This window comes from Sphaerisporangium sp. NPDC005289 (genome assembly GCF_040607455.1).
Taxonomy (GTDB): Bacteria; Actinomycetota; Actinomycetes; order Streptosporangiales; family Streptosporangiaceae; genus Sphaerisporangium; species Sphaerisporangium rhizosphaerae.
Genome location: NZ_JBEXGS010000004.1, coordinates 432106 through 452031, shown reverse-complemented (window position 1 = coordinate 452031; position 19926 = coordinate 432106). Strand labels below are relative to the sequence as shown.

Here is a 19926-nt window from a genome sequence, read left to right as displayed (position 1 = left end):
TACATCTTGCGCCGTTGTGCGGCGGACAACGTGTGCACGTTCGAGGTCAGAGCGGTGGCCGGGACGGGGCCGGTGGGGGGCGGGGAAATGCGGTGGGGGAATGTCGGTGGGAGGTGACATGCTGGTCACGTGGTTGAGACGGAGGGGGTGACCGGTCGCGATGGTGCCGTCGCGTCCGGCCGTGATCGCGGGGCGACCCTGGTACGGAGCCGGGATCGCGGGGCTACCCGGGTGACGGGTCGTGATCCCCGGGCCGTCCGGGTGACGGGCCGGGATGGCCGGGCCGCCTGGGCGCTGAGCCGGGGCGTACGGGTGCCTGGCCGGGGTGCGCGGCTTCGGGGTGCGGCCGTCGCGGGGGCGGGGATGGCGGCGTGAGCGGGCATTCGGTGAGTCCGCTGTTCGTGGGGCGCGGGGCCGAGCTGACCTTCCTGCGTGACGCCCTGGCCCGGGTGCGCGCCCGTTCGGCGACGACCGTCTTCATCGGCGGCGAGGCCGGGGTCGGCAAGAGCCGGCTCATCCGCGAGTTCGCCGGCCGCGCCGGCGACGCCCGTGTGCTCGTCGGCGGCTGTCTCGAGCTCGGCACCGACGGCCTGCCGTTCGCTCCGTTCACCGCGGTCCTGCGGCGGCTCGCCCACGATCTCGGCCATGACGGCGTCGCCGCGCTGTTGCCCGGCGGCCGCACCCGTGGCCTGGCCCGGTTGCTGCCCGAGTTCGGCGAGCCGGACGACGACGGCCCCGAGGCGCGCGCCCGCATGTTCGAGCACGTCCTCGGCCTGATGGAACGGCTGGCCGAGCAGGGCCCCACCGTCCTTGTGATCGAGGACGCCCACTGGGCCGACCGCTCCACCCGCGACCTGCTGTCGTTCCTCACCCGCTACCAGCGGCCCGACACCCGCATCCTGACCCTGGTCACCTACCGCTCCGACGAGCTGCACCGCACCCACCCGTTGCGCCCCCTGCTCGCCGAGCTCACCCGCATCGACTGGGTCACCCGGCTGGAGCTGCGCAGGCTCACCCGCCGCGAGGTGGTCCGGCAGGCCGCGAGCATCCTGTCCCACGAGCCCACCGCCCTCGACGTGGACGTGATCTACGCGCGCAGCGAGGGCAACCCGCTGTTCGTCGAGGCGCTGCTCAGCGGCGGCGAGGACGGGCCGATGCCCGAGTCGCTGCGCGATCTCCTCCTGGCGGGCGTCGAGCGCCTCCCCGAGGAGACCCAGGAGGTCCTGCGGGCGGCCAGCGCGGGCGGCGCCCGCATCGAGCACCGTCTGCTGGCCGCGGTCACCGGCCTGGACGACGGCGCCCTGTCCGGGGCGCTGCGCCCCGCCGTCGCGGGCAACGTGCTGCAGGTCGACGGCGAGGGGTACGCCTTCCGGCACGCGCTGATCCGCGAGGCCGTCCACGACGAGCTGCTGCCGGGCGAGCGCGCCCGCCTGCACACCCGCTTCGCCAAGGCGCTCGAGCACGATCCCGCCCTGCTGCCCGGCACGCGCGGCGCCATCGAGCTGGCCTACCACTGGTACTCCGCGCACGACGCCCCGTGCGCGCTGAACGCCGCGTGGCGCGCCGCCGCCGCGGCCCGCAAGTCGGCGGCCTTCGACGAGCAGCTGCGCATGCTCACCCGGGTGATCGAACTGTGGGACTCGGTGCCCGACGCGGCCGAGCGCGTGGGCCGCGACTTCATCGACGTGCTGCGGCAGACCACCACGGTGGCGCACCTGGCCGGCGAGTTCGAGCGCAGCATCTCCCTGGCCAAGGCGGCGCTGCGCGAGATCGACCCCGCCGCCGATCCCCTCCGGGCGGCCAAGTTGCTGCGGCAGCGCGGCCTCACCCGCTACGACCTCGGCCGCGCCGGGCACATCGAAGACCTGAGGGCGGCGGCCGAGCTGGTTCCCGCCGAGCCTCCCTCGTCGCTGCGCGCGCAGGTTCTCGAGAGCCTGTCGCGCATGCTTCACGACCCGCGCGCCTGGGCCGACAAGGAAAGCCTGGCCGAGGAGGCCATCCGCGTCGCCCGGCAGGTGGGCGACGCCCGCACCGAGGCCAACGCCCTGGTCACCCTCATCTGGACGCGCTGCCAGTACTCCTCCCAGCTCGACCCGCAGGTGGCGGCGTTCGCCCGGGCCCGGGAGATCGCCGAACGGGCGGGCACTTACAACGCGCTCATGCGGGCGGCGATCTCCGAGTCCGACGCGCTGGAGGGGGCGGGCCGGCACGAGCAGGCGGCCGAGGTCGCCCGCAGGGGCATCGCCGACGCCGAGGCGTACGGGCTGGCCCGCACCTCCGGGGCGTTCCTGGCGATCAACCTGGCCGAGCCGCTGCTCTCGCTCGGACGGTGGGACGAGGCGCTGGAGGTCATCGAGCGAGCGGTCGAGGTAGGGCCGCCGGCGCCCTACCGCGCGAGCCTGCAGGGCTTCGCGGCCGACATCATGATGGCCCGCGGCGACGTCGACCGGGCCGAGGCGCTGTTCCTTTCCACGGCGAAGGTCATCGCCTCGGGCACCTACCGCGACCAGTCCCTGCTGCCGCACCTGCGCCGGGAGGTCGAGCTGCTGCTCGCGCGCGGCCGTGACGCCGAGGCGGCGCGCCTGGTCGAACACGCCCTGCGCGACCAAGATCTGACGGCCAGCCCCCGGTACGCCTGGCCCGTGCTCACCACGTGCCTGCGCGCGGCGGGCCCGCTGCTGGAAGAGGTGCGGGCGGTGGCCGGGCGACTGGAGGTCCGGGGGGCTTTGCAGGAGGCGCACAGCCTGACCTTCGCCGCCGAGGTGGCCCGCCTTTCCGGGCACGCCGATCGGCCGATGTGGGACAAGGCCGTGGACGCCTGGGCCGCGCTGTGTCACCCGTACGCGGAGGCGCTCTGCCTGTTCGGCGCCGCCCGGGCGGCCCTCGCCGCCGGCGAGCGCGAGGAGGCGGGCGAGCGGCTGTCCCGCTCGGCTCGCCTCGCCGCCCAGCTGCGCGCCACGCCACTCGGCGCCGAGATCGACTCCTTCGCCCGCCGCGCCCGGTTCTCCCTCACCGCCTCGGACGGCTCCTTCGCGTCCCCGCCCGCCTCCGGAGAGGCCGGGCTGGGGCTCACCGCCCGCGAGCACGAGGTGCTCCGCCTGGTCGCCGCGGGTGGCAGCAACCGCGAGATCGCCGCCGAGCTGTTCATCTCCTCCAAGACGGTGAGCGTGCACGTCTCCAACATCCTGGCCAAGCTCGGCGTCTCCTCCCGGGGCGAGGCCGCCGCCACCGCCCACCGCCTCCACCTGTTCACCGCCCCCTGAACCGCCGGACCGACCCCTCTCCCGCGCCCGGACCGCACCGTCGGCTCGAACCACTGCCTGCGCCGCCGGACCGAACCCTCTCCCAGCCGCCGGACCGGCGCGCCGGAGTATCCACCCCGCGAGCCGGCCGGCCCGGGCCGTCAGACCGAACCACCCCCTGACCGCCGGACCGTACCCCTGGACTGAGCCGTCCCCTCGGTCGCCAGGGAGCCGTACCACTGGACTCAGCCGTCCCCTCAGTCGCCGCCGGACCGTATCGCTGGACTGAGCCGTTCCCTGGGGCGCCAGGGGGCCATACCGCTGGACCGAGCCGTCCCCTCGGTCGCCGCCGGACCGTACCCCTGGACCGAGCCGTCCCCTGGGGCGCCGGGGGCGGCGGCCGGCCGGGCCTACCCCTCCGGAGGCCCGGCCGGCCGGGGTCAGGTGGTGGCCGTGGGGTCGGCGACGTGGCCGATGAACAGGGGCGCCGTGGTGGGGCGGTGGACGATCGCGAAGGCGAACGGGTGGTCGGCGCGCACCTCGATCGGCTGTTCGGCGAGGCCCGCGGTGGGGAAGGCCAGCCCGGTCACCGCGGCCGCCTCGGTGCCCCATTTGTCCACGCTGATGTCGGCCCGGTGGATCGCCTGGCCGAGGAAGGCGCCCTCGGCGATGCCGGAGAAGTCGCCGCCGTCGAAGACCGCGCCCAGCCCGACGCGGCGCAGCGGCGCCTCCAGGTCGAGGCCGGTGCCGAAGTCCCACTCCGGCAGGGCGAGGTCCACGGCCCGGGGCCGCAGCCCCGTCGCGACCTGGCCGAGCGTCCCGGGGGCGAGGAGATCGGCCGGCGACCCGCCGCGCCGCGGGACCAGCACCCACATGGCCAGCTCGCTCTTGACGTACGGCAGCTCGACGGCCTGCCACCCCGTCCCCTCCGCGTACCGCAGGGAGGTGCGCAGCCGCATGAGGTCGGCGCGAACGGTGGAGCCGTCCGCCCGGGTGAAGGCGGCGCCCTGTTCGGGAGGGCTTTCGGCGAACGGGTGCTCCCAGTCGGCCTTGAGGTACACGGCGTTGGCGATGACCACCCGGGTCGCCGGATCCAGCCGGTCGAACAGCTTGGTGATTCTCCCGGCCGTCTGCTCGTCCACCCACGCGTTGATGGCGCCGGCGGCGTCCCCGCCGAAGTCCACGGTGCGCACTCCGGCGCCGTACTGCGCGGCGAGGACGCGCAGGAACTCCTGCCGCACCGGCAGGCCCTCCTGGGCGAACAGCCCGTTGGCGATGCCGGCGACCGGGCCGGCGCTCTGCTCGCGGGCGTCGCGCTCGGCCCGCCGGTCGGGCGGGGGCGGCGGGCCTTGGACGGTCACGATCTGCCGGGTGAGCGCGTTGAACGCCGTGTGCGGCCCGGTGGCAGGGAAGCCGAACACGCGGTCCAGAGCGGTCGCGGCCGGGCCGGCGGCGCCCGCCCTGGCCATGGCGAAGGCGCAGGCGATGCTCAGCGGCGAGAGCACCGTGTTGCGCGCCGCGTCGGCGGCGGCCGCGTGCAGGGCGTGCCCGAAGGCGGTGACGCCGCGGACGACCTCGGTGACCGGGGCGTCGCCCGCGGGGGTCTCGCGCCCGACTCCTGACGCCGTGAGCACGCGCGTGTCGCCTCCCCCGCAGCCCGCGGCGGCGAGGGCGGCGAGCGCCGCCAGCAGGAACCCGCGCCTCGGCAACCGCCCTGACATGTCGTTGGACATACCCCTTCGACGTACCGGCGCGTCCGGAGGTTCAGCGGGGCCCCGGTGACCATGGCAGGCGGCGCGCCCAGGGCGCGGAACGGTGGCGGTGAGGCCGCCATCGATGCCGCAAAGGTCGCCCTCCTCCTCAACGCGCGGGACGCTGGGAGCACTGGGGTCGGGGGGCGATGGGGGAGAGCAGCCCTTCCCTCTCGGCACGCGGGACGCTGGTGGCATTCAGGCCAGGAGTGCATGCCGGAAGGTGGGGCCGCCTCAGGGTGCGGGGTGGTGGGGGCACTGGGGGCGGGGGTCGATGCCGGGGAAGTGGTCTTTCCATTGGGCGGGGGTGAGGGCGGGGTAGGCACGGGCGCAGACGGACGCGGCGGCGGCGTCGGGGTCGACGTTCCACAGCAGGGTCGCACGTCCGGCGCCGCCGCCGGCCAGCAGGCGGCCCGCGAACAGCAGGCCCACCACGGGTCCGTCGCCGCCGGTCAGGACGGCCCAGCGGGTTGGCGCGCGCCGGTCGGTGAGGTCCCACAGGTGGACGGCGGGATCACCGCCGCCGGTGGCGAGCAGGCGGCCGTCGCCGCTGAAGGCGACCGAGTCGACGAAGCTGCCGTGGCCGCGCAGGGTGGCCAGGGCGGCCGGGCGGCGGGGGTCGGTGAGGTCCCACAGCCGGACGGTGGTGTCCTGGCTGGTGGTGGCGAGGGTCCTGCCGTCGGGGCTGAAGGCGCCGTTGAACACGGCGTTGTCGTGACCGCGCAGCACCGCCGCCAGAACCGGCCGGGCGGGGTCGGTGAGGTCCCACAGCCGGGCGGTCCGGTCGTAGCCGAAGGAGGCGAGCAGCGGCCGGGCGGGGTCGAAGGCGATGGCGTTGACGAAGCCGGTGTGGCCGGTCAGCGGGGTGGTACGGCGAGGGCGTCCGGGATCGCGCAGATCCCAGACCCGGATCACGTAGTCGCGGGTGGCGGTGACGGCGAGCAGCCGCCGGTCCGCGCTGAACTCCGCGCTGTCCGGGGCGGTCGGCAGGCCCTTCAGATCCGCCAGGCGCCGGGGGGCGGGCCCGGTCAGGTCCCACAGCCGGACGCTGCGGCGCGGCCCGGCGGTGACCATGAGTGATCCGTCGGCGGACAGCATGGCCAGTCCTTCGGTGTCCGCGAGGACCCGGCCGACCGGGTGGTGCGGGTCGCCGAGGTTCCAGCGCCACACGTGACGGCCGTCCGCGGTGATCATCGTCCGGCCGTCGGGCGCGGACCAGATCGGCCGCGAGCGTCCGGCGGCCGGCAGGGCGGAGCCGGGGACGTCCCACAGCCGCAGCAGGTGGTCGTAGGAGCCGGTGGCGAGGGTGCGCCCGTCCGGGCTGAACGCGACGTCGGAGATCGTGCTGGTGTCGATGGCCACGCCGAGACGCGGGCTGAACAGCTCCAGTTGCCGGCCGTCGTCGGCGCTCCAGACGCGGGCGGTGTTGTCGGCGCCCGCGGTGGCGAGCGTGCGGCCGTCGGGGGCGTACACCGCCCGCAGCACCGTCCCGGCGTGGCCGGACAGTTCGGCGTACGGCCGGGGGTGAGCGGGGTGGGAGATGTCCCACAGCCGGGGGGTGCCGTCCTCGCCCGCGGTGACCAGGCGCCGCCCGTCCGGGCTGAAGCCGACGGCCCGGACTCCCCCGGTGTGCCCGGTCAGCGTCGCCAGGGGACGTCGCGCGGCCAGGTCCCAGAGCCGGGCCGTGCCGTCGGCCCCGGCACTGGCCAGCAGCCGGCCGTGGACGGCCAGGAACGCGATCGCGCCATGGTGCCCGCGCAGCGTGGCGAGCGTCCGGCCGGTGGCGGTCTCGCGCAGGCGGACGTCCCCCGCCGGGCCCGCGCTGACCACGCTCCGCCCGTCGGGGGTGAAGGCCAGCGCGTACACCGGGCCGTCGCGGGCGGGCAGCGCGGCCGCGGGCCGGGCCGTGGCCACGTCCCACAGGCGGATCACGCCGTCGCTGCCCGCGCTGGCCAGCGTGCGCCCGTCAGGGGCGAAGGCCAGGACGTTGACCGAGTCGGTGTGCCCGGTCAGGGTGGCCTTCGGGCGCGGGCGGCGCGGATCGGACAGGTCCCACAGGCGCACGGTGCGGTCGTCGCCCGCGCTGGCCAGCAGGCGGCCGCCGGGGGCGTACTCGACGTCGTTCACGTACTCGGTGTGGCCGGTCAGGCGGACGGCGAACGGGACGCTGAACGCGCTCAGCAGGCCGCCGCGAGCCTCCGTGGTGGGCGCGAAGGTGTAGGCGGCCAAGGTGAGCTGGGCGGCCAGCGCCGGGTCGGAGTCCCTGATCGCGGCGGCTTCTTGGGCGACCTCGCGCGACAGGGCGATGTCGCGCTGCTCGCGGGCGGTCGCGGCGGCGCGGAGGGCGGCGATCCCGCTGCCGCAGGCCAGCACGAGCAGGACGACCAGGGCCGCCGCCAGCCGCCGCATCCGGCGCGCGCCCGCGCGGGCGGCCAGCGTCTGGCGGTGCTCCAGGGCCGTGGAGGCGTCCAGGAACTCGGTGGCGAGCGCGCCGGGCGAGCTGTGCGGCCCCGCGTTCGCGCTCCACTCCCGGGCGGCGGCCAGGCGGGCGCCCCGGTAGAGGGCGGCGGGGTCGCGGCTCTCGGCGTGCCATGCCTCGGCGTCCTCGGCGAGGCGGCGGCCGAGCAGCAGCCCGGCCCGGTCCTCGTTCAGCCACGACCGCAGCAGCGGCCAGGCGGTGAGCAGGGCTTCGTGGCTGATCTCGACGGTTTCGTGGTCGGCGGTGAGGAGCCGCTGGGCGATGAATCGGCGCAGGACGTCCTCGGCGTCTTCGGGGAGTTGGTCTCTGTGGACGCGGCGGCGGGTGTCGGCGGTGTCCTGGGCGACGCGCACCAGGTGCAGGAGCAGCCGCCGGGCCAGCGCGCGCTGCGGCTCGGTGAGCTCGGCGTAGGCGGTGTCGGCGCTGAGCGCGACCGCGCCGCCGATCCCGCCGGCCGCGCGGTAGTCGGCGACGGTCAGGGTGCGGCCCTGGCTGTGCCGCCAGGTGGCGTACAGGGCGTGCGACAGCAGGGGCAGCACGCCCGCGCCGGGGGCGAGGTCGCGCAGGATCAGCTCGACCAGCCCCGGTTCGAGGTCGAGCCCGGCCTTGCCCGCCGGTTCGGCGATGGCCGCCCGCAGGCCCGCCTCGTCCATCGGGCCGACCGCGATCTGCCCGTCGGCGATGGCGGCCACCAGCTCCGGATGGCCGAGCGCCTGGGTGTAGAAGTCGGCGCGCAGCCCCAGCACGACGACGTTTCCGCGCGCGAGGTCCTGGACGGCCGTGACGAAACGCCGCCGTTCCGCCTCGTCCTGGCACAGGGTGAACAGCTCCTCGAACTGGTCGAGCACGATCAGCGGCCCGGTCAGACCCTCGACGGCGTCCATGGGCCGGGCTCCGGGCGTCCGGATCACCCCCGTGCCGCAGGCGGCGACCAGACCCGCGCCGAGCAGGGACGACTTGCCCGATCCCGACGGGCCGACCAGGACCAGGATCCCACCGCCGCGTTCGCGGAGCTCGGCCACGCGGGCGACCAGGCGGGCGGTCAGGTCGGCCCGGCCGAAGAACCAGTCGGCGTCGCGGGGCTGGAAGGCGGCCAGGCCCCGGTACGGTTCCCGCTCGGCACGGCGCGGGCCGGGCGTCTGCCGCACCCGCCGCCAGGCCGCCAGCCACTGCTCGGCCCGCGTGTCCCCGCACACGCGGACGACCTCGGCCAGCAGGTCGCGGGAGGCGGTGGACGGCAGTCCGCGGCCGGCGAACCAGTCGCCGATCGTGCTGTGCGCGCTCTGGGCGCCGGCCTTGGCCGCCACCTGCCGGACCGTCAGCCCGGCTCGCTCGCGCAGCCGGGTCAGTTCGCGGGCGAAGTCCCGGCGGCTCTGGATGCGTTCCGGCTCCGGGTCGTCAGCGTCGGCCACATCAGCATGTCGGCGTGACCGGGGCAAAGGTTACACAGCGCGTACGGACTTGTACGGATATCTCGTCGGCCATCCGCTGAGTGGCGGGGACTTCCTATGGTCGAGCCGTGCGACTCTCTCTCGGGCGCGCCATGGCCGCCCTGCTGCTGACGCTCGCCTTCGCGGGCACGGGAATTCCGGACGCGCAGGCCGCGCCCGTGGGGATCTGCCGGTTGCGATTCGTGATCAAGACCGGCGACGAGAACGGCGCCGGCATCCGCGACGACTCCTTCGAGCACATCAGGCTCGGCGGCCAGGAGTTCGAGTTCGAGGACTGGAACGGCGACGAGCACACCGACGAACGGCCCCGGCCCTACCATCACGGCGGCACCGGCGACGAAAGCGGCATCTACCTCAGGTGGAACGCCCACCTGGCGGTCTGCGCCACCACCGCCGACCTGGCCGGCGGGTTCACCTTCGAGCACGTCTCCTTCGCCGACGACATCGAAGCCGACAACTGGGACCTGGCCGAGGTGAAGATCCTGAACTGCGCCGACATCGCCTTCAAGGACTGCGACATGTCCGGCAGCGTGCTCGTCAACCGCAAGGCGCCGCCCGGCCAGTTCCTGCACCGGTTCCTCAAGAACGCCGACCAGGTCTTCACCGTCCCGGTCGACGTCGGCCCTCCGCCCGACCCGCCTCCGGCCGACCCCTCCCGCCGGATCTGCCGGGTGCGCTTCGAGATCACGACCGGCGACAGGGACTTCTGGGGTATCCGTGACGACTCCTTCGAGCACATCAGGCTCGGCGACCAGGAGTTCCTGTTCGACGACTGGGACGGCGACGGACATACCGACGAACGGCCCCGGCCCTACCATCGCGGCGGCACCGGCGACAGAAAGAACGCCACCTTCACCTGGGACGCCCACCTGGCGGTCTGCGCCACCACCGCCGACCTGGCCCGCGGGTTCACCTTCGAGCACGTGTCCTTCGCCGACGACATCGGGGCCGACAACTGGGACCTGGCCGGGGTGACGGTGACGGACTGCGGCACCGCGGACTTCGAGCACTGCGACAGCGCCGGCACCCTGCTCATCAGCCGGCCCTCGGCACCCGGCCAGATCCTCCACGAATTCCACAAGAACGCCGACCAGGTCTTCACCACTCTCGACCTGGACACCGACAACGATGGCCTGAGCGATCGCGTCGAGCTGCAGGGCATCACCCACGGCGGCACGGTGGACACCTGGCTGCCGGACCACCACGCCGACCCCTGCCGCCTCACCATCGCCGTCGAGCTCGACTGGCTCAACGACGGGCAGGGCGGCGACGACAAGCCGGCCGGCGCGGCGATCGACGAGGCCGTCGCCATGTTCGGCGCCGCGCCGCTCCGCGCGCTGCCGGCCTGCCCGTACGGCGGCGAGCCCGAGCGTGGCGTCCAGTTGCTCGTCGACGCCGAGGAGGAGATCCCGGTCACCAGGGAGGAGCGTCTCGCGCCGCTCGACGTGGAACAGGACGACGGGCAGACACCCTTCCAGCGGTTCCGTGCCGCCCACTTCACGCCCGGCCGGGCCGGCCTGTTCCGCTACAACCTGTGGGGTTTCCGGCACAACACCACCAACGAGAGCGGCTGGTGCTGCGACGGGAAGGACTTCGTGGTCACCCTCGGCACCATGCGGGACCGGCCCGTACGCGTGCAGAGCGGGACCTTCGTCCACGAACTCGGCCACGCGCTCGGGCTGAAGCACGGCGGCACCGACGAGGTCAACTACAAGCCGAACCACCTGTCGGCCATGAACTACCGCTACCAGGCCACCGGGATACCGGACTTCGCCGCGTGGCAGCGCCTCGATCCGCCTCCTCCGGCCACCGACGGGGGCACCAAGCTGCTCCAGGCGCTCGACCAGGTGAGCACGCTGGACTACTCCCGCGACAGGCTTCCCACCCTCCGCCGCCAGACCCTCAGCGAGCTCACCGGCATCGGGACCGACACCCACGCCATGGCGGCCTGGTGGGACAACGACGGCGTCCTGCGCGTGGGCGACGGCTCCCTGCCGCTGGACTGGAACGCCAAGAACGGGCTGGAGACCGTCGCGGTCAAGGCGGACATCAACGGCGAGTTCCAGAAGTGCGTCGTGGGCACCGACCCGCGCCCGGGGTCGTCGGAGAACCGCCTCGAGACCGAGGTCGGGCCCCGCAGCGAGGAGTTCGATGACCTGCGCGCGTACGAGCGGATCTACGCCGGCCTCAACGGGCGGTGCCAGACCGTTCCGGCGCCGAGCGACCGGACCGCCCTGCTGCCCGGGCGCAGGGGCAGAGCAGAAGTGGGCTTCGACTACCCGGCGGCGTTCGACTACGACGGGGGCCTGCTGGGCGTCAACGACTGGAACCACATCCAGCCCGGGTTCAGCATGGGCGACAGCGAGGGCGCGGTGGTCGCCGACGAGGCCACCGAGCTGACCACCGACGAGATCACCGCCCACCGGGCCCGCATCGTGGACGCGCTGGTGGGGGCGAGCGGTCCGGCGCCCGTGCAGGCGCCGCGCTGGGGGTACGCCTACATGGACCGGGCCACCACGGCCGAGGCGCCGATCGGCGCGGTCACGCCGGTCAACCCGTACTGGCAGTGGAGCACCGGACGCCTCGACCCGGCCACCGCCGACCGGCGCGCCACCGTCGTGCACACCGCCACCGGCCAGTACGAGGTCCGCCTTCCGGGGATCGCCTCGGCGGCCGGCGTCGCGCACGTGACCGCGTACCGGACGGTGTACCGGGGCCGCACCTGCGGCGTGGTCGGGTACGCGCCCGACGGCCCGGACGAGCTGGTGCGGGTGCGCTGCTTCAACGAGACCGGCGCGCCGGTGGACTGGTGGTTCACGATCTTCTTCGCGGCGCCCGGCAAGGGGGACCACCCCTACGCGACCGTCCGGTACGACGACGCCGCCGGCGGCACGGCGACGGTGGACCCGGTGAGCAACACGGGCACGTACAACTCCGGCGGCGGCGTCGACCGCGTCCTGCGCGAGGGCACCGGGCGATACCGGGTGATCCTGGAGGGCAGGACGTTCGCCGCGGGCACCGGGTACGTCCAGGTCACCCCGTACGGCGGCGGAGCCCCGGCGCGGTGCAACCCGGTGGGCACCACGCCCGGCGCCGACCGGCTGGAGATCACCGTGGCGTGCCGCACGATCGCGGACGGCGCCCCGGCGGACTCGCCCTGGCTGCTGTCGTACGTCGAGGGCGCCGGTCTGCACCGGGACGCGGGCACGCCGGCGGCCTATGTCAGCGTGACCGGCGACCCCGCCGACCCCGTGGTGGACACGGCCCGCTCCTTCAGCAGCAATGGAGAGGTGCCCTCGGTCACCCGCCTGGGCGTCGGCTACTACCGCCTGACCTGGAACACCTTGGGCAAGACCGGCGACGACGTCCAGGTCACGGCCACCGGGCCAGGGGGAGGCTACTGCCACCTCGGCGTCATCGACTCCTACGCCGCGCCGCCCCGGCTGTCGGTCTACGTCTGGTGCCACACCCCCACCGGGGTGCGCGGCGACAGCACGTTCGGCGTCGCCTACATCCGCGCGCCATGACCGCGCACGGCCCGTGGAGGGGACACAGGAGGACGGGTGAACGCCCGTGATCGCGACGCACGGTGAGGAGGGAGGCCATCATGGGTGAGGCGGAGACCAGGCGCCGGTCACGCACCGCCGCCCCTCCCTCGGGCACCGGTCGCACGGCCGTCCGGGTGACGTCCGTTCTGGCCGGGTTCGGGTTCGTCGCCGACGCCGCGGCGGTGGCCCAGCTGATCACCAGCGGCCCACGGCAGGGGATACTCGTCGCGGGCGTGCTGGCGGTCGTGGCCGGGCTGCTGGGGCTGATCCCGCTCTTCGGGCGGCCCATCGGGTTCCGGGCGATCTTCATGATCGCCCTGACGGTGAGCGGCGCGGGCGTCACCGGCGCGATGATCGAGAAGTACCTCGACGAACCCCCCGCGAGCGTGGCGGCGCCGTCGGCCTCCGGGACCCCGGACGCCGCGACGCGGGGTCCCGGCCCCACTCCGGACACCACGCCGTCCACCAGCGCGGCGCCGCCGACCCCGACGCCGTCGCCCCGGCCCGGTGACGTCCTCCGTCAGGGCGAGGCGACGCTGAAGGACCAGGACTACCTGGACGCCGAGACCGGGAGGATCGGCGAGGTCCAGCCCAGGGCCAGCGACGTCTGGTACGTCGGCCCCTACCGCTCGCTGTGGACGGCCGGCGGCGGAGCCCTCCCCATCACTCCCGTCGAAGGCCGCCCGGACGGCGCCGCCTGCGTGGACGCGCTCGCCACGCACGACTACGACCTGGTGGAGGTCGGCACGATGAAGGCCGGCGACTGGGCCTGCGCGCGCACCGCGGAGGACAACCTTCTCGCGATCCGGATCACCGCCGTTCCCGTGGGCGACGCGCCGCTGAAGATCTCCTATGTCGTCTGGCACAAGTGACCGGCGGGCCCGGACGACGTAGAGCCCCGACGACGCAGGGCCCTGACGGCGGCGGGCCCTGACGGCGGCGGGCCCTGACGGCGGCGGGCCCTGACGGCGGGCGGCCGTCCCCGGTCGTGGGCCGGGGGCGGTCCGTCGTGTGGCGCCCGGGGCTCAGGCGTTCTTGAGGCCGCGGTAGCGGCGGATCAGGGTGTTGGTGGAGGAGTCGTGGGCGAGGTCGGGCTCGCCGTCGCTCTGCAGCTCGGGGGCGATCTGCCCGGCGAGGACCTTGCCCAGCTCGACGCCCCACTGGTCGAAGGAGTCGATGCCCCACACGGTGCCCTGGGTGAAGACGCTGTGCTCGTAGAGCGCGACCAGGACGCCGAGCAGGCGCGGGGTGAGCCGCTCGGCGAGCAGCACGTTGGTGGGACGGTTGCCGGGCATAACGCGGTGCGGGGCCACCTCGGGGGAGGTGCCGTCGGCGAGCACCTCCTGCTCGGTCTTGCCGAAGGCCAGGGCCTGCGCCTGGGCGAAGACGTTGGCCATCAGCAGATCGTGGTGGTCGCGCAGCGGGTTGAGGCTCTTGCCGAACCCGATGAGGTCCACCGGGATCAGGTGGGTGCCCTGGTGGATGAGCTGGTAGAAACTGTGCTGGCCGTTGGTGCCGGGCTCGCCCCAGTAGACCGGGCCGGTGTCGTAGTCGACGACCTGCCCGTCGCGGGTCACGCGCTTGCCGTTGGACTCCATGGTGAGCTGCTGCAGGTAGGCGGGGAACCGCTTGAGGTACTGCTCGTAGGGCATGACGCCGATGCTCTGCGTACCGAAGAAGTCGACGTACCAGACGGCGAGCATGCCCATGAGCACCGGCAGGTTCCGCTCCAGCGGCGCGGTGCGGAAGTGCTCGTCCATCTCGTGGAAGCCGGCGAGCATCTCGTGGAAGTTCTCCGGCCCGATGGCGACCATCGTCGACAGCCCGATGGCGGAGTCCATGGAATACCGGCCGCCGACCCAGTCCCAGAAGCCGAACATGTTGGCGGTGTCGATGCCGAAATCGGCGACGCGCTCGGCGTTGGTGGACACCGCGACGAAGTGCCGGGCGATGGCCTCCTCGTCGCCGAGCCGGGCGATCAGCCAGTCGCGGGCCGAGTGGGCGTTGGCCAGGGTCTCGGAGGTGCCGAAGGTCTTGGAGGAGACGATGAACAGCGTCTCCTCGGCCGACAGGTCGCGGGTGGCCTCGACGATGTCGGTGGAGTCGACGTTCGAGACGTACCGGAAGGTCAGGTCGCGGCGGCTGTAGTGGCGCAGCGCCTCGTAGGCCATCACCGGGCCGAGGTCGGAGCCGCCGATGCCGATGTTGACGATGTTCTTGATCGGCTTGCCGGTGTGCCCGGTCCACTCTCCCGAGCGGACCCGCCGGGCGAAGTCGGCCATGCGGTCGAGGACCTCGTGGACCTCCGCGACGACGTCCACCCCCTCGACGACCAGCGACGAGCCCTTGGGCATGCGCAGCGCGACGTGCAGCACCGAGCGTCCCTCGGAGGTGTTGACGCGCTCGCCCCGGAACATCAGGTCGCGGCGCTCCTCCACCCCGCTCTCGCGCGCGAGGTCGGCGAGCAGGCCCAGCGTCTCGCCGGTGACGCGGTTCTTGGAGTAGTCCAGGTACAGCCCGGCCGCCTCGGCGTTCATGCGCTCCCCACGCCCCGGGTCCTCGGCGAACAGCTCTCGCAGGTGGCGGCCGCCGATCTCGGCGTGATGCTCCTTGAGCGCCTTCCAGGAGGCGCGTTCACGGAGCGGGGTGGTGGTCATCGGTGGTTCCTCCGGTGGATGGGCGGGCGGCCGCGGGACGGCCGTTCGATGTCAGGGGATCTGGCGCGGGGCGGGCTCGCGGCCGGGCGGCTGGCGGATGCTCACCTTCGGCGGGGACACCTTCACCGTGGGGTGGGTGACGGGCCTGCCGTCGATGGAGAACCGGTGCCCGTGGTGGGTGAGCGTCATCGGCGGGCCGGACAGCAGCCGGTAGGTCGTCGAGGCGGGGGTGACGCCGACCCGCAGCAGCCGTCCGCGGTACCGCAGCCGGAAGGCCAGCCGGGTGATGCCCGGCGGCAGTTTAGGGGCGAAGCAGATGTGGCCCCCGCCGGCGCGCATGCCCCCGAACCCGCAGACCAGGGCGATCCACGCCCCGGCGAGAGAGGCCATGTGGACCCCGTCCATGGTGTTGTGCTCCAGGTCCGCCAGGTCCATCAGGGCGGCCTCGCCCAGGTAGGCGTGGGCGAGGTCGAGAGCGCCGACCTCGGCGGCCATCACCGCCTGGGTGCAGGCGGACAGGGAGGAGTCGCGGACGGTGATCGCCTCGTAGTAGGCGAAGTCGCGGAGCTTCTCCTCGGGGGTGAACGCCCCGCCGCGCAGGTGCAGCGCGAGCACCAGGTCGGCCTGCTTGACCACCTGCTTGCGGTAGAGGTCGAAGTAGGGGAAGTGCAGCAGCAGCGGGTACTGCTCGGGGCGGGTGCCCTCGAAGTCCCAGGTGGCGTGGCGGGTGAACCCCTCGCTCTGGCAGTGCACGCCGAGCCGCTCGTCGTAGGGGACGTACATGGAGGCGGCCGCGTCGCGCCAGGTGGCGATCTCGTCGAGGGTGATGCCGAGCCGCTGCGCCGGCTCGAAGTGGCGGCTCGCGGTCTCGGCCGCCTCGCGCAGGTTCTGCTCGGCCATCAGGTTGGTGTAGACGTTGTCGTCGGCGACGGCGCTGTACTCGTCCGGGCCGGTGACGCCGTCGATGCGGTAGCGTCCCTGCGCGTCGTGGTGGCCGAGCGCGCACCACAGCCGGGCCGTGGCGGCCAGCAGGGGCAGGCCGGTCGAGCGCTCGAAGCTCGTGTCCTTGGTGGCATCGACATAGCGGACGACCGCGTCGGCGATGTCGGCGTTGATGTGGAAGGCCGCGGTGCCGGCCGGCCAGTAGCCGGAGCATTCCTCGCCGTTGATCGTCCGCCAGGGGAAGGCGGCTCCGGAGAAGCCGAGCTGGGTGGCGCGCTCCTGCGCCTTCGGCAGGATGGACTGCCGCCACGCGAGCGCGTCCGCGGCGGCGCGGGGGTAGGTGTAGGTGAGCACCGGCAGCACGAACATCTCGGTGTCCCAGAAGGCGTGGCCGTCGTACCCCGAACCGGTGAGCCCCTTGCCGGGGATGGGGCGGTTCTCCAGGCGTGCCGACGCCTGCACCAGGTGGAACAGTCCGAAGCGGACGGCCTGCTGTACCTCGGGGTCGCCGTCCAGCTCCACGTCGGCGCCGGCCCAGAACTCCTCCAGGAACCGCCGCTGCTCGGCCAGCAGGCCCTCCCAGCCGCCCAGCCGTGCGGCGGCGAGCGCGGCGACGACCTGGTCGTGCATGGCGGGACGGGACCGCTTGGCCGACCAGCCGTAGGAGAAGAATTTCACCAGCCGCAGCTTCTGGCCGGGCTTGAGGCGTGTCGCGATGGTCACCCGGCTGACGTCGTGGGCGCCGTCGGCGTCGACGCGCGTCCCCTCGGGGCCGTCGATGTCGTGGCACATGGCGGCGGCGACCCGCAGCCGGCTGACCCGCGTGGAGTGGACCATGATGGCCACTCCTTCCTTCGCGGGCATGTTCTCCTCCAGCACGAGCGGCGACTCCAGCACGGCCGCCGCGCGCGGGTCGCCGGTCTCGTACTCCACGGTCTCGTTCGCCACCAGCTCGGACTGGACGACCACGCCGCACGGCCGGCCGACCGGCTCGACCTCGTAGTGGATCGCGGCGACCGCGCGGTGGGTGAAGGACACCAGTCGTGTGGAGGTGACCCGCACCTCGGTTCCCGTCGGGGAGCTCCAGTGGGCGCGGCGGGTCAGCGTCCCGGCGCGCAGGTCCAGGACGCGCTCGTGCTCGTGCAGGGTGCCGTACCGCACGTCGAACGGCTCGTCGTCCACCATGAGCCGGATCAGCTTGCCGTTGGTGACGTTGACCACGGTCTGCCCGGACTCGGGGTACCCGTAGCCGGCCTCCGCGTACGGCAGCGGGCGCAGCTCGTAGACCGAGTTGAGGTAGGTGCCCGGCTGGCCGTGCGGCTCGCCCTCGTCGAGGTTGCCGCGCAGGCCGATGTGCCCGTTGGACAGGGCGAACACCGACTCGGTCTGCGCCAGGACGTCCAGGTGGAGGGTGTGCTCGCGCACCGCCCAGGGCTCGACCGCGAACGCGGGGTGCTGGATCATCATCGCTCCAGCAGCTCGGCGAGGTCGGTGACGACGATGTCGGCGCCGTGCTCGCGCAGGGCGTCCGCCTGGCCGGCCCTGTCGACGCCGACCACGACGGCGAACCTCCCCGCGCGGCCGGCCGCCACCCCGGCGAGCGCGTCCTCGAACACCGCCGCCCGCGAGGGCGGCAGGCCGAGCGCCTCGGCGGCGGCCAGGAACATGTCCGGGGCCGGCTTGCCTGCCAGGTCGCGCCGCTGGGCGACCTCGCCGTCGACCCGGGCCTGGAACAGCCCGGCGATGCCCGCCGCGTCCAGCACGCGCGCGGTGTTGGCGCTGGAGGACACCACGGCCGTGGCGAGCCCGGCCCGCAGCACGGCCTGGACGTAGCGGAGCGAACCCGGGAACACCTCCACGCCGTCCCTGTCCATGATCTTCTGCACGAGGGCGTTCTTCCGGTTGCTCAGCCCGTGCACGGTCGGCGCGTCGGGCGGGTCGTCCGGCGTGCCCTCGGGCAGGGTGATGCCCCGTGAGGCGAGGAAAGAGCGGGTGCCGTCCAGCCGCTTCTTGCCGTCGACATACCTGTCGTAGTCCGACACCTTGTCGAACGGGACGAACGCCTCGCCCGTCCGGTCGGCCCGCCGGCGCAGGAACGCGTCGAAGGTCTCCTTCCACGCGGCGGCGTGCACCGTCGCCGTGCGGGTGAGCACGCCGTCCATGTCGAACAGGCACCCACCGACCCCGTCGGGCAACCCGAGCATCCGGCCTCCCCCGATCACGTCCGCGACGGATCTCGGGCGCGTTCGGCGCGCAGGAGATCTCTCCTCCCAACGTACCCCTGACGGCTCGGCGGCCTCACCGGGCACCGCCGTCAACGCCGGACGGTCCTGGTTCGCCGCCGGCCCGGTGACCGTCGAGTGAGGGGACGGTTCCCGGGTAGGCTCCGGGCGGCGTTGACGTGGAAAGGGGCAGGTCGTGCGAGGTAGTGACCGCTGGGTGCTGGTGGACGGCGCGTGGTCGGCGAGCGCGGCCACGCGATGGCGGACGGTCGCCGACCCGGCGACGGGCGAGCCGGTCGGCGAGGCCCCCGCCGGGTGCGCGCAGGACGTCGAGCGGGCCGTCTCCTCGGCGCGCCGCGCTCTGGCCGGCTGGGCCCGCACGACCCCCGCCGAGCGCGCCGCCCGGCTGCACGCCGCCGCGGACGCGGTCGCGGCCCGGGCCGGCGAGCTGGCCGAGCTGGTGACCCGTGAGATGGGCAAGCCGATCGGGGACGCGCGCGGCGGCGTGGCGGCCGGCGTCGGGACGCTCCGGCAGTACGCCGAGCTCGGGCCGCTGCACCGGGGCCACAGCCTCCAGGGCGGCTGGGACGCCACCGACCTCATGGTGTACGAGCCGCGCGGCGTCGTGGCGGTGATCACCCCGTGGAACGACCCGGTCGCCATCGCCTGCGGGCTGGTCGGCGCGGCCGTCGTGACCGGCAACACCGTCGTGCACAAACCCTCCGAGCGCACCCCGCACACCGGGGCGATGCTCGCCGAGCTGATCGCCGGCGAGCTGCCGCCGGGCGTGCTGACCATGGTGCCGGGCGACGGCCGGGCCGGCGAGCCGCTGGCCGCGCATCGCGGCGTCGACCTGGTCGCCCATGTCGGCTCCACGGCGGCCGGGCGGGCCATCGCCGCGGCGGCGGCCGGCACCGGGGCGGCGACGCTGCTGGAGAACGGCGGCAAGGACCCGTTGATCGTGGACGCGGGCGTGGACGTCAAGTGGGCCGCCGCGCAGGCCGCGACCGGTTGCTTCGCCAACGCCGGGCAGATCTGCACCTCCGTCGAACGGGTCTACGTGCACCGGGACGTGGCCGACTCCTTCCTAGGTGCGCTCATCCAGCGCGCCGAGGAACTGCGCATGGGCTCCGGCATGGACGAGGAGACCACCCTCGGCCCGCTCGTCGACCTCGCGCAGCGCGAGGTCGTCCACCGGCACGTCCGGTCCGCGGTCGAGGCGGGCGCCCGGGTGCTGACCGGCGGCGGGGTCACCGACGGTCCCGGCGCGTTCTACCCGGCCACCGTCCTGACCGGCTGCACCGACGACATGGAGATCATGCGCGAGGAGACCTTCGGCCCGGTCGCGCCCGTGCGGGTCGTCGACTCCTTCGAGGCGGCGCTGGAACTGGCGGCGGGCGGCGCGTACGGGCTGGCAGCCACCGTGCTCACCCCGTCCATGGCCAACGCCCAGCGGGCCTGGCGCGAGCTGCCCGTGGGCACCGTCAAGGTCAACGCCGTGTTCGGCGGCGCCCCGGGCGGCGCCGCCCAGCCTCTGCGCGGCAGCGGCCACGGCTTCGGCTACGGCCCCGAACTGCTGGACGAGATGACCCACACCAAGGTCGTCCACCTCGCCCCGCACCCCTGACCACCGG

Annotated in this window: 9 protein-coding genes; 4 read left to right on the top strand and 5 right to left on the bottom strand. The window is 74.1% G+C overall.

The window, feature by feature from the left end:
• The first annotated feature begins 371 nt into the window (after positions 1 to 371).
• A complete protein-coding gene (locus tag ABZT47_RS10395) occupies positions 372 to 3263 on the top strand; it encodes an AAA family ATPase (protein WP_354838449.1) in 2892 nt (963 codons plus the stop codon).
• Between the two features lie 419 nt (positions 3264 to 3682).
• Here the strand turns inward: ABZT47_RS10395 and ABZT47_RS10390 are convergent, their stop codons facing one another.
• Together ABZT47_RS10390 and ABZT47_RS10385 are read right to left on the bottom strand one after the other, a co-directional pair.
• Complete coding sequence (locus ABZT47_RS10390) at positions 3683 to 4963, bottom strand: serpin family protein (protein ID WP_354838446.1); 1281 nt, start codon at positions 4961 to 4963, stop codon at positions 3683 to 3685.
• Positions 4964 to 5227: 264 nt separating this feature from the next.
• Positions 5228 to 8884, bottom strand: coding sequence for a helix-turn-helix domain-containing protein (locus tag ABZT47_RS10385; protein ID WP_354838443.1), 3657 nt, complete (start codon positions 8882 to 8884; stop codon positions 5228 to 5230).
• Between the two features lie 107 nt (positions 8885 to 8991).
• Between ABZT47_RS10385 and ABZT47_RS10380 the strand changes: the two genes are divergently transcribed.
• The gene (locus ABZT47_RS10380; protein WP_354838441.1) at positions 8992 to 12450 is read left to right on the top strand and encodes a hypothetical protein; all 3459 of its coding nucleotides are present in this window, start codon (positions 8992 to 8994) and stop codon (positions 12448 to 12450) included.
• Between the two features lie 80 nt (positions 12451 to 12530).
• Entirely contained in the window at positions 12531 to 13343 is an 813-nt protein-coding gene (locus ABZT47_RS10375; RefSeq protein WP_354838439.1) for a hypothetical protein, read from the top strand.
• A 153-nt stretch (positions 13344 to 13496) separates the two neighbouring features.
• Here ABZT47_RS10375 and pgi read toward each other — a convergent pair whose 3' ends face one another.
• From pgi to ABZT47_RS10360, 3 genes are read right to left on the bottom strand one after another with little or no spacing between them, the layout of a single operon-like run.
• Positions 13497 to 15128, bottom strand: a complete 1632-nt coding sequence (gene pgi / locus ABZT47_RS10370) for a glucose-6-phosphate isomerase (RefSeq protein ID WP_354838437.1) — start codon at positions 15126 to 15128, stop codon at positions 13497 to 13499.
• A 51-nt stretch (positions 15129 to 15179) separates the two neighbouring features.
• The gene (locus tag ABZT47_RS10365; protein WP_354838435.1) at positions 15180 to 17534 is read right to left on the bottom strand and encodes a glycosyl hydrolase family 65 protein; all 2355 of its coding nucleotides are present in this window, start codon (positions 17532 to 17534) and stop codon (positions 15180 to 15182) included.
• Positions 17534 to 18274: a beta-phosphoglucomutase family hydrolase gene (locus ABZT47_RS10360; RefSeq protein ID WP_354838432.1), complete on the bottom strand. Its 741-nt coding sequence runs from the start codon at positions 18272 to 18274 to the stop codon at positions 17534 to 17536. The genes ABZT47_RS10365 and ABZT47_RS10360 overlap by 1 nt, the downstream gene beginning before the upstream one ends.
• Positions 18275 to 18488: 214 nt before the next feature.
• On the opposite strand from ABZT47_RS10360, the gene ABZT47_RS10355 reads away from it, so the two are divergent.
• Positions 18489 to 19919, top strand: a complete 1431-nt coding sequence (locus ABZT47_RS10355; protein WP_354838429.1) for an aldehyde dehydrogenase family protein — start codon at positions 18489 to 18491, stop codon at positions 19917 to 19919.
• Positions 19920 to 19926: the final 7 nt, after the last annotated feature.

Bases quoted from the DNA above. Each gene is read 5' to 3' on its own strand.
- ABZT47_RS10390 (WP_354838446.1), bottom strand. From the start codon at position 4,963: ATGTCAGGGCGGTTGCCGAGGCGCGGGTTCCTGCTGGCGGCGCTCGCC.
- ABZT47_RS10365 (WP_354838435.1), bottom strand. From the start codon at position 17,534: ATGATCCAGCACCCCGCGTTCGCGGTCGAGCCCTGGGCGGTGCGCGAG.
- ABZT47_RS10375 (WP_354838439.1), top strand. From the start codon at position 12,531: ATGGGTGAGGCGGAGACCAGGCGCCGGTCACGCACCGCCGCCCCTCCC.
- ABZT47_RS10360 (WP_354838432.1), bottom strand. From the start codon at position 18,274: ATGCTCGGGTTGCCCGACGGGGTCGGTGGGTGCCTGTTCGACATGGAC.
- pgi (WP_354838437.1), bottom strand. From the start codon at position 15,128: ATGACCACCACCCCGCTCCGTGAACGCGCCTCCTGGAAGGCGCTCAAG.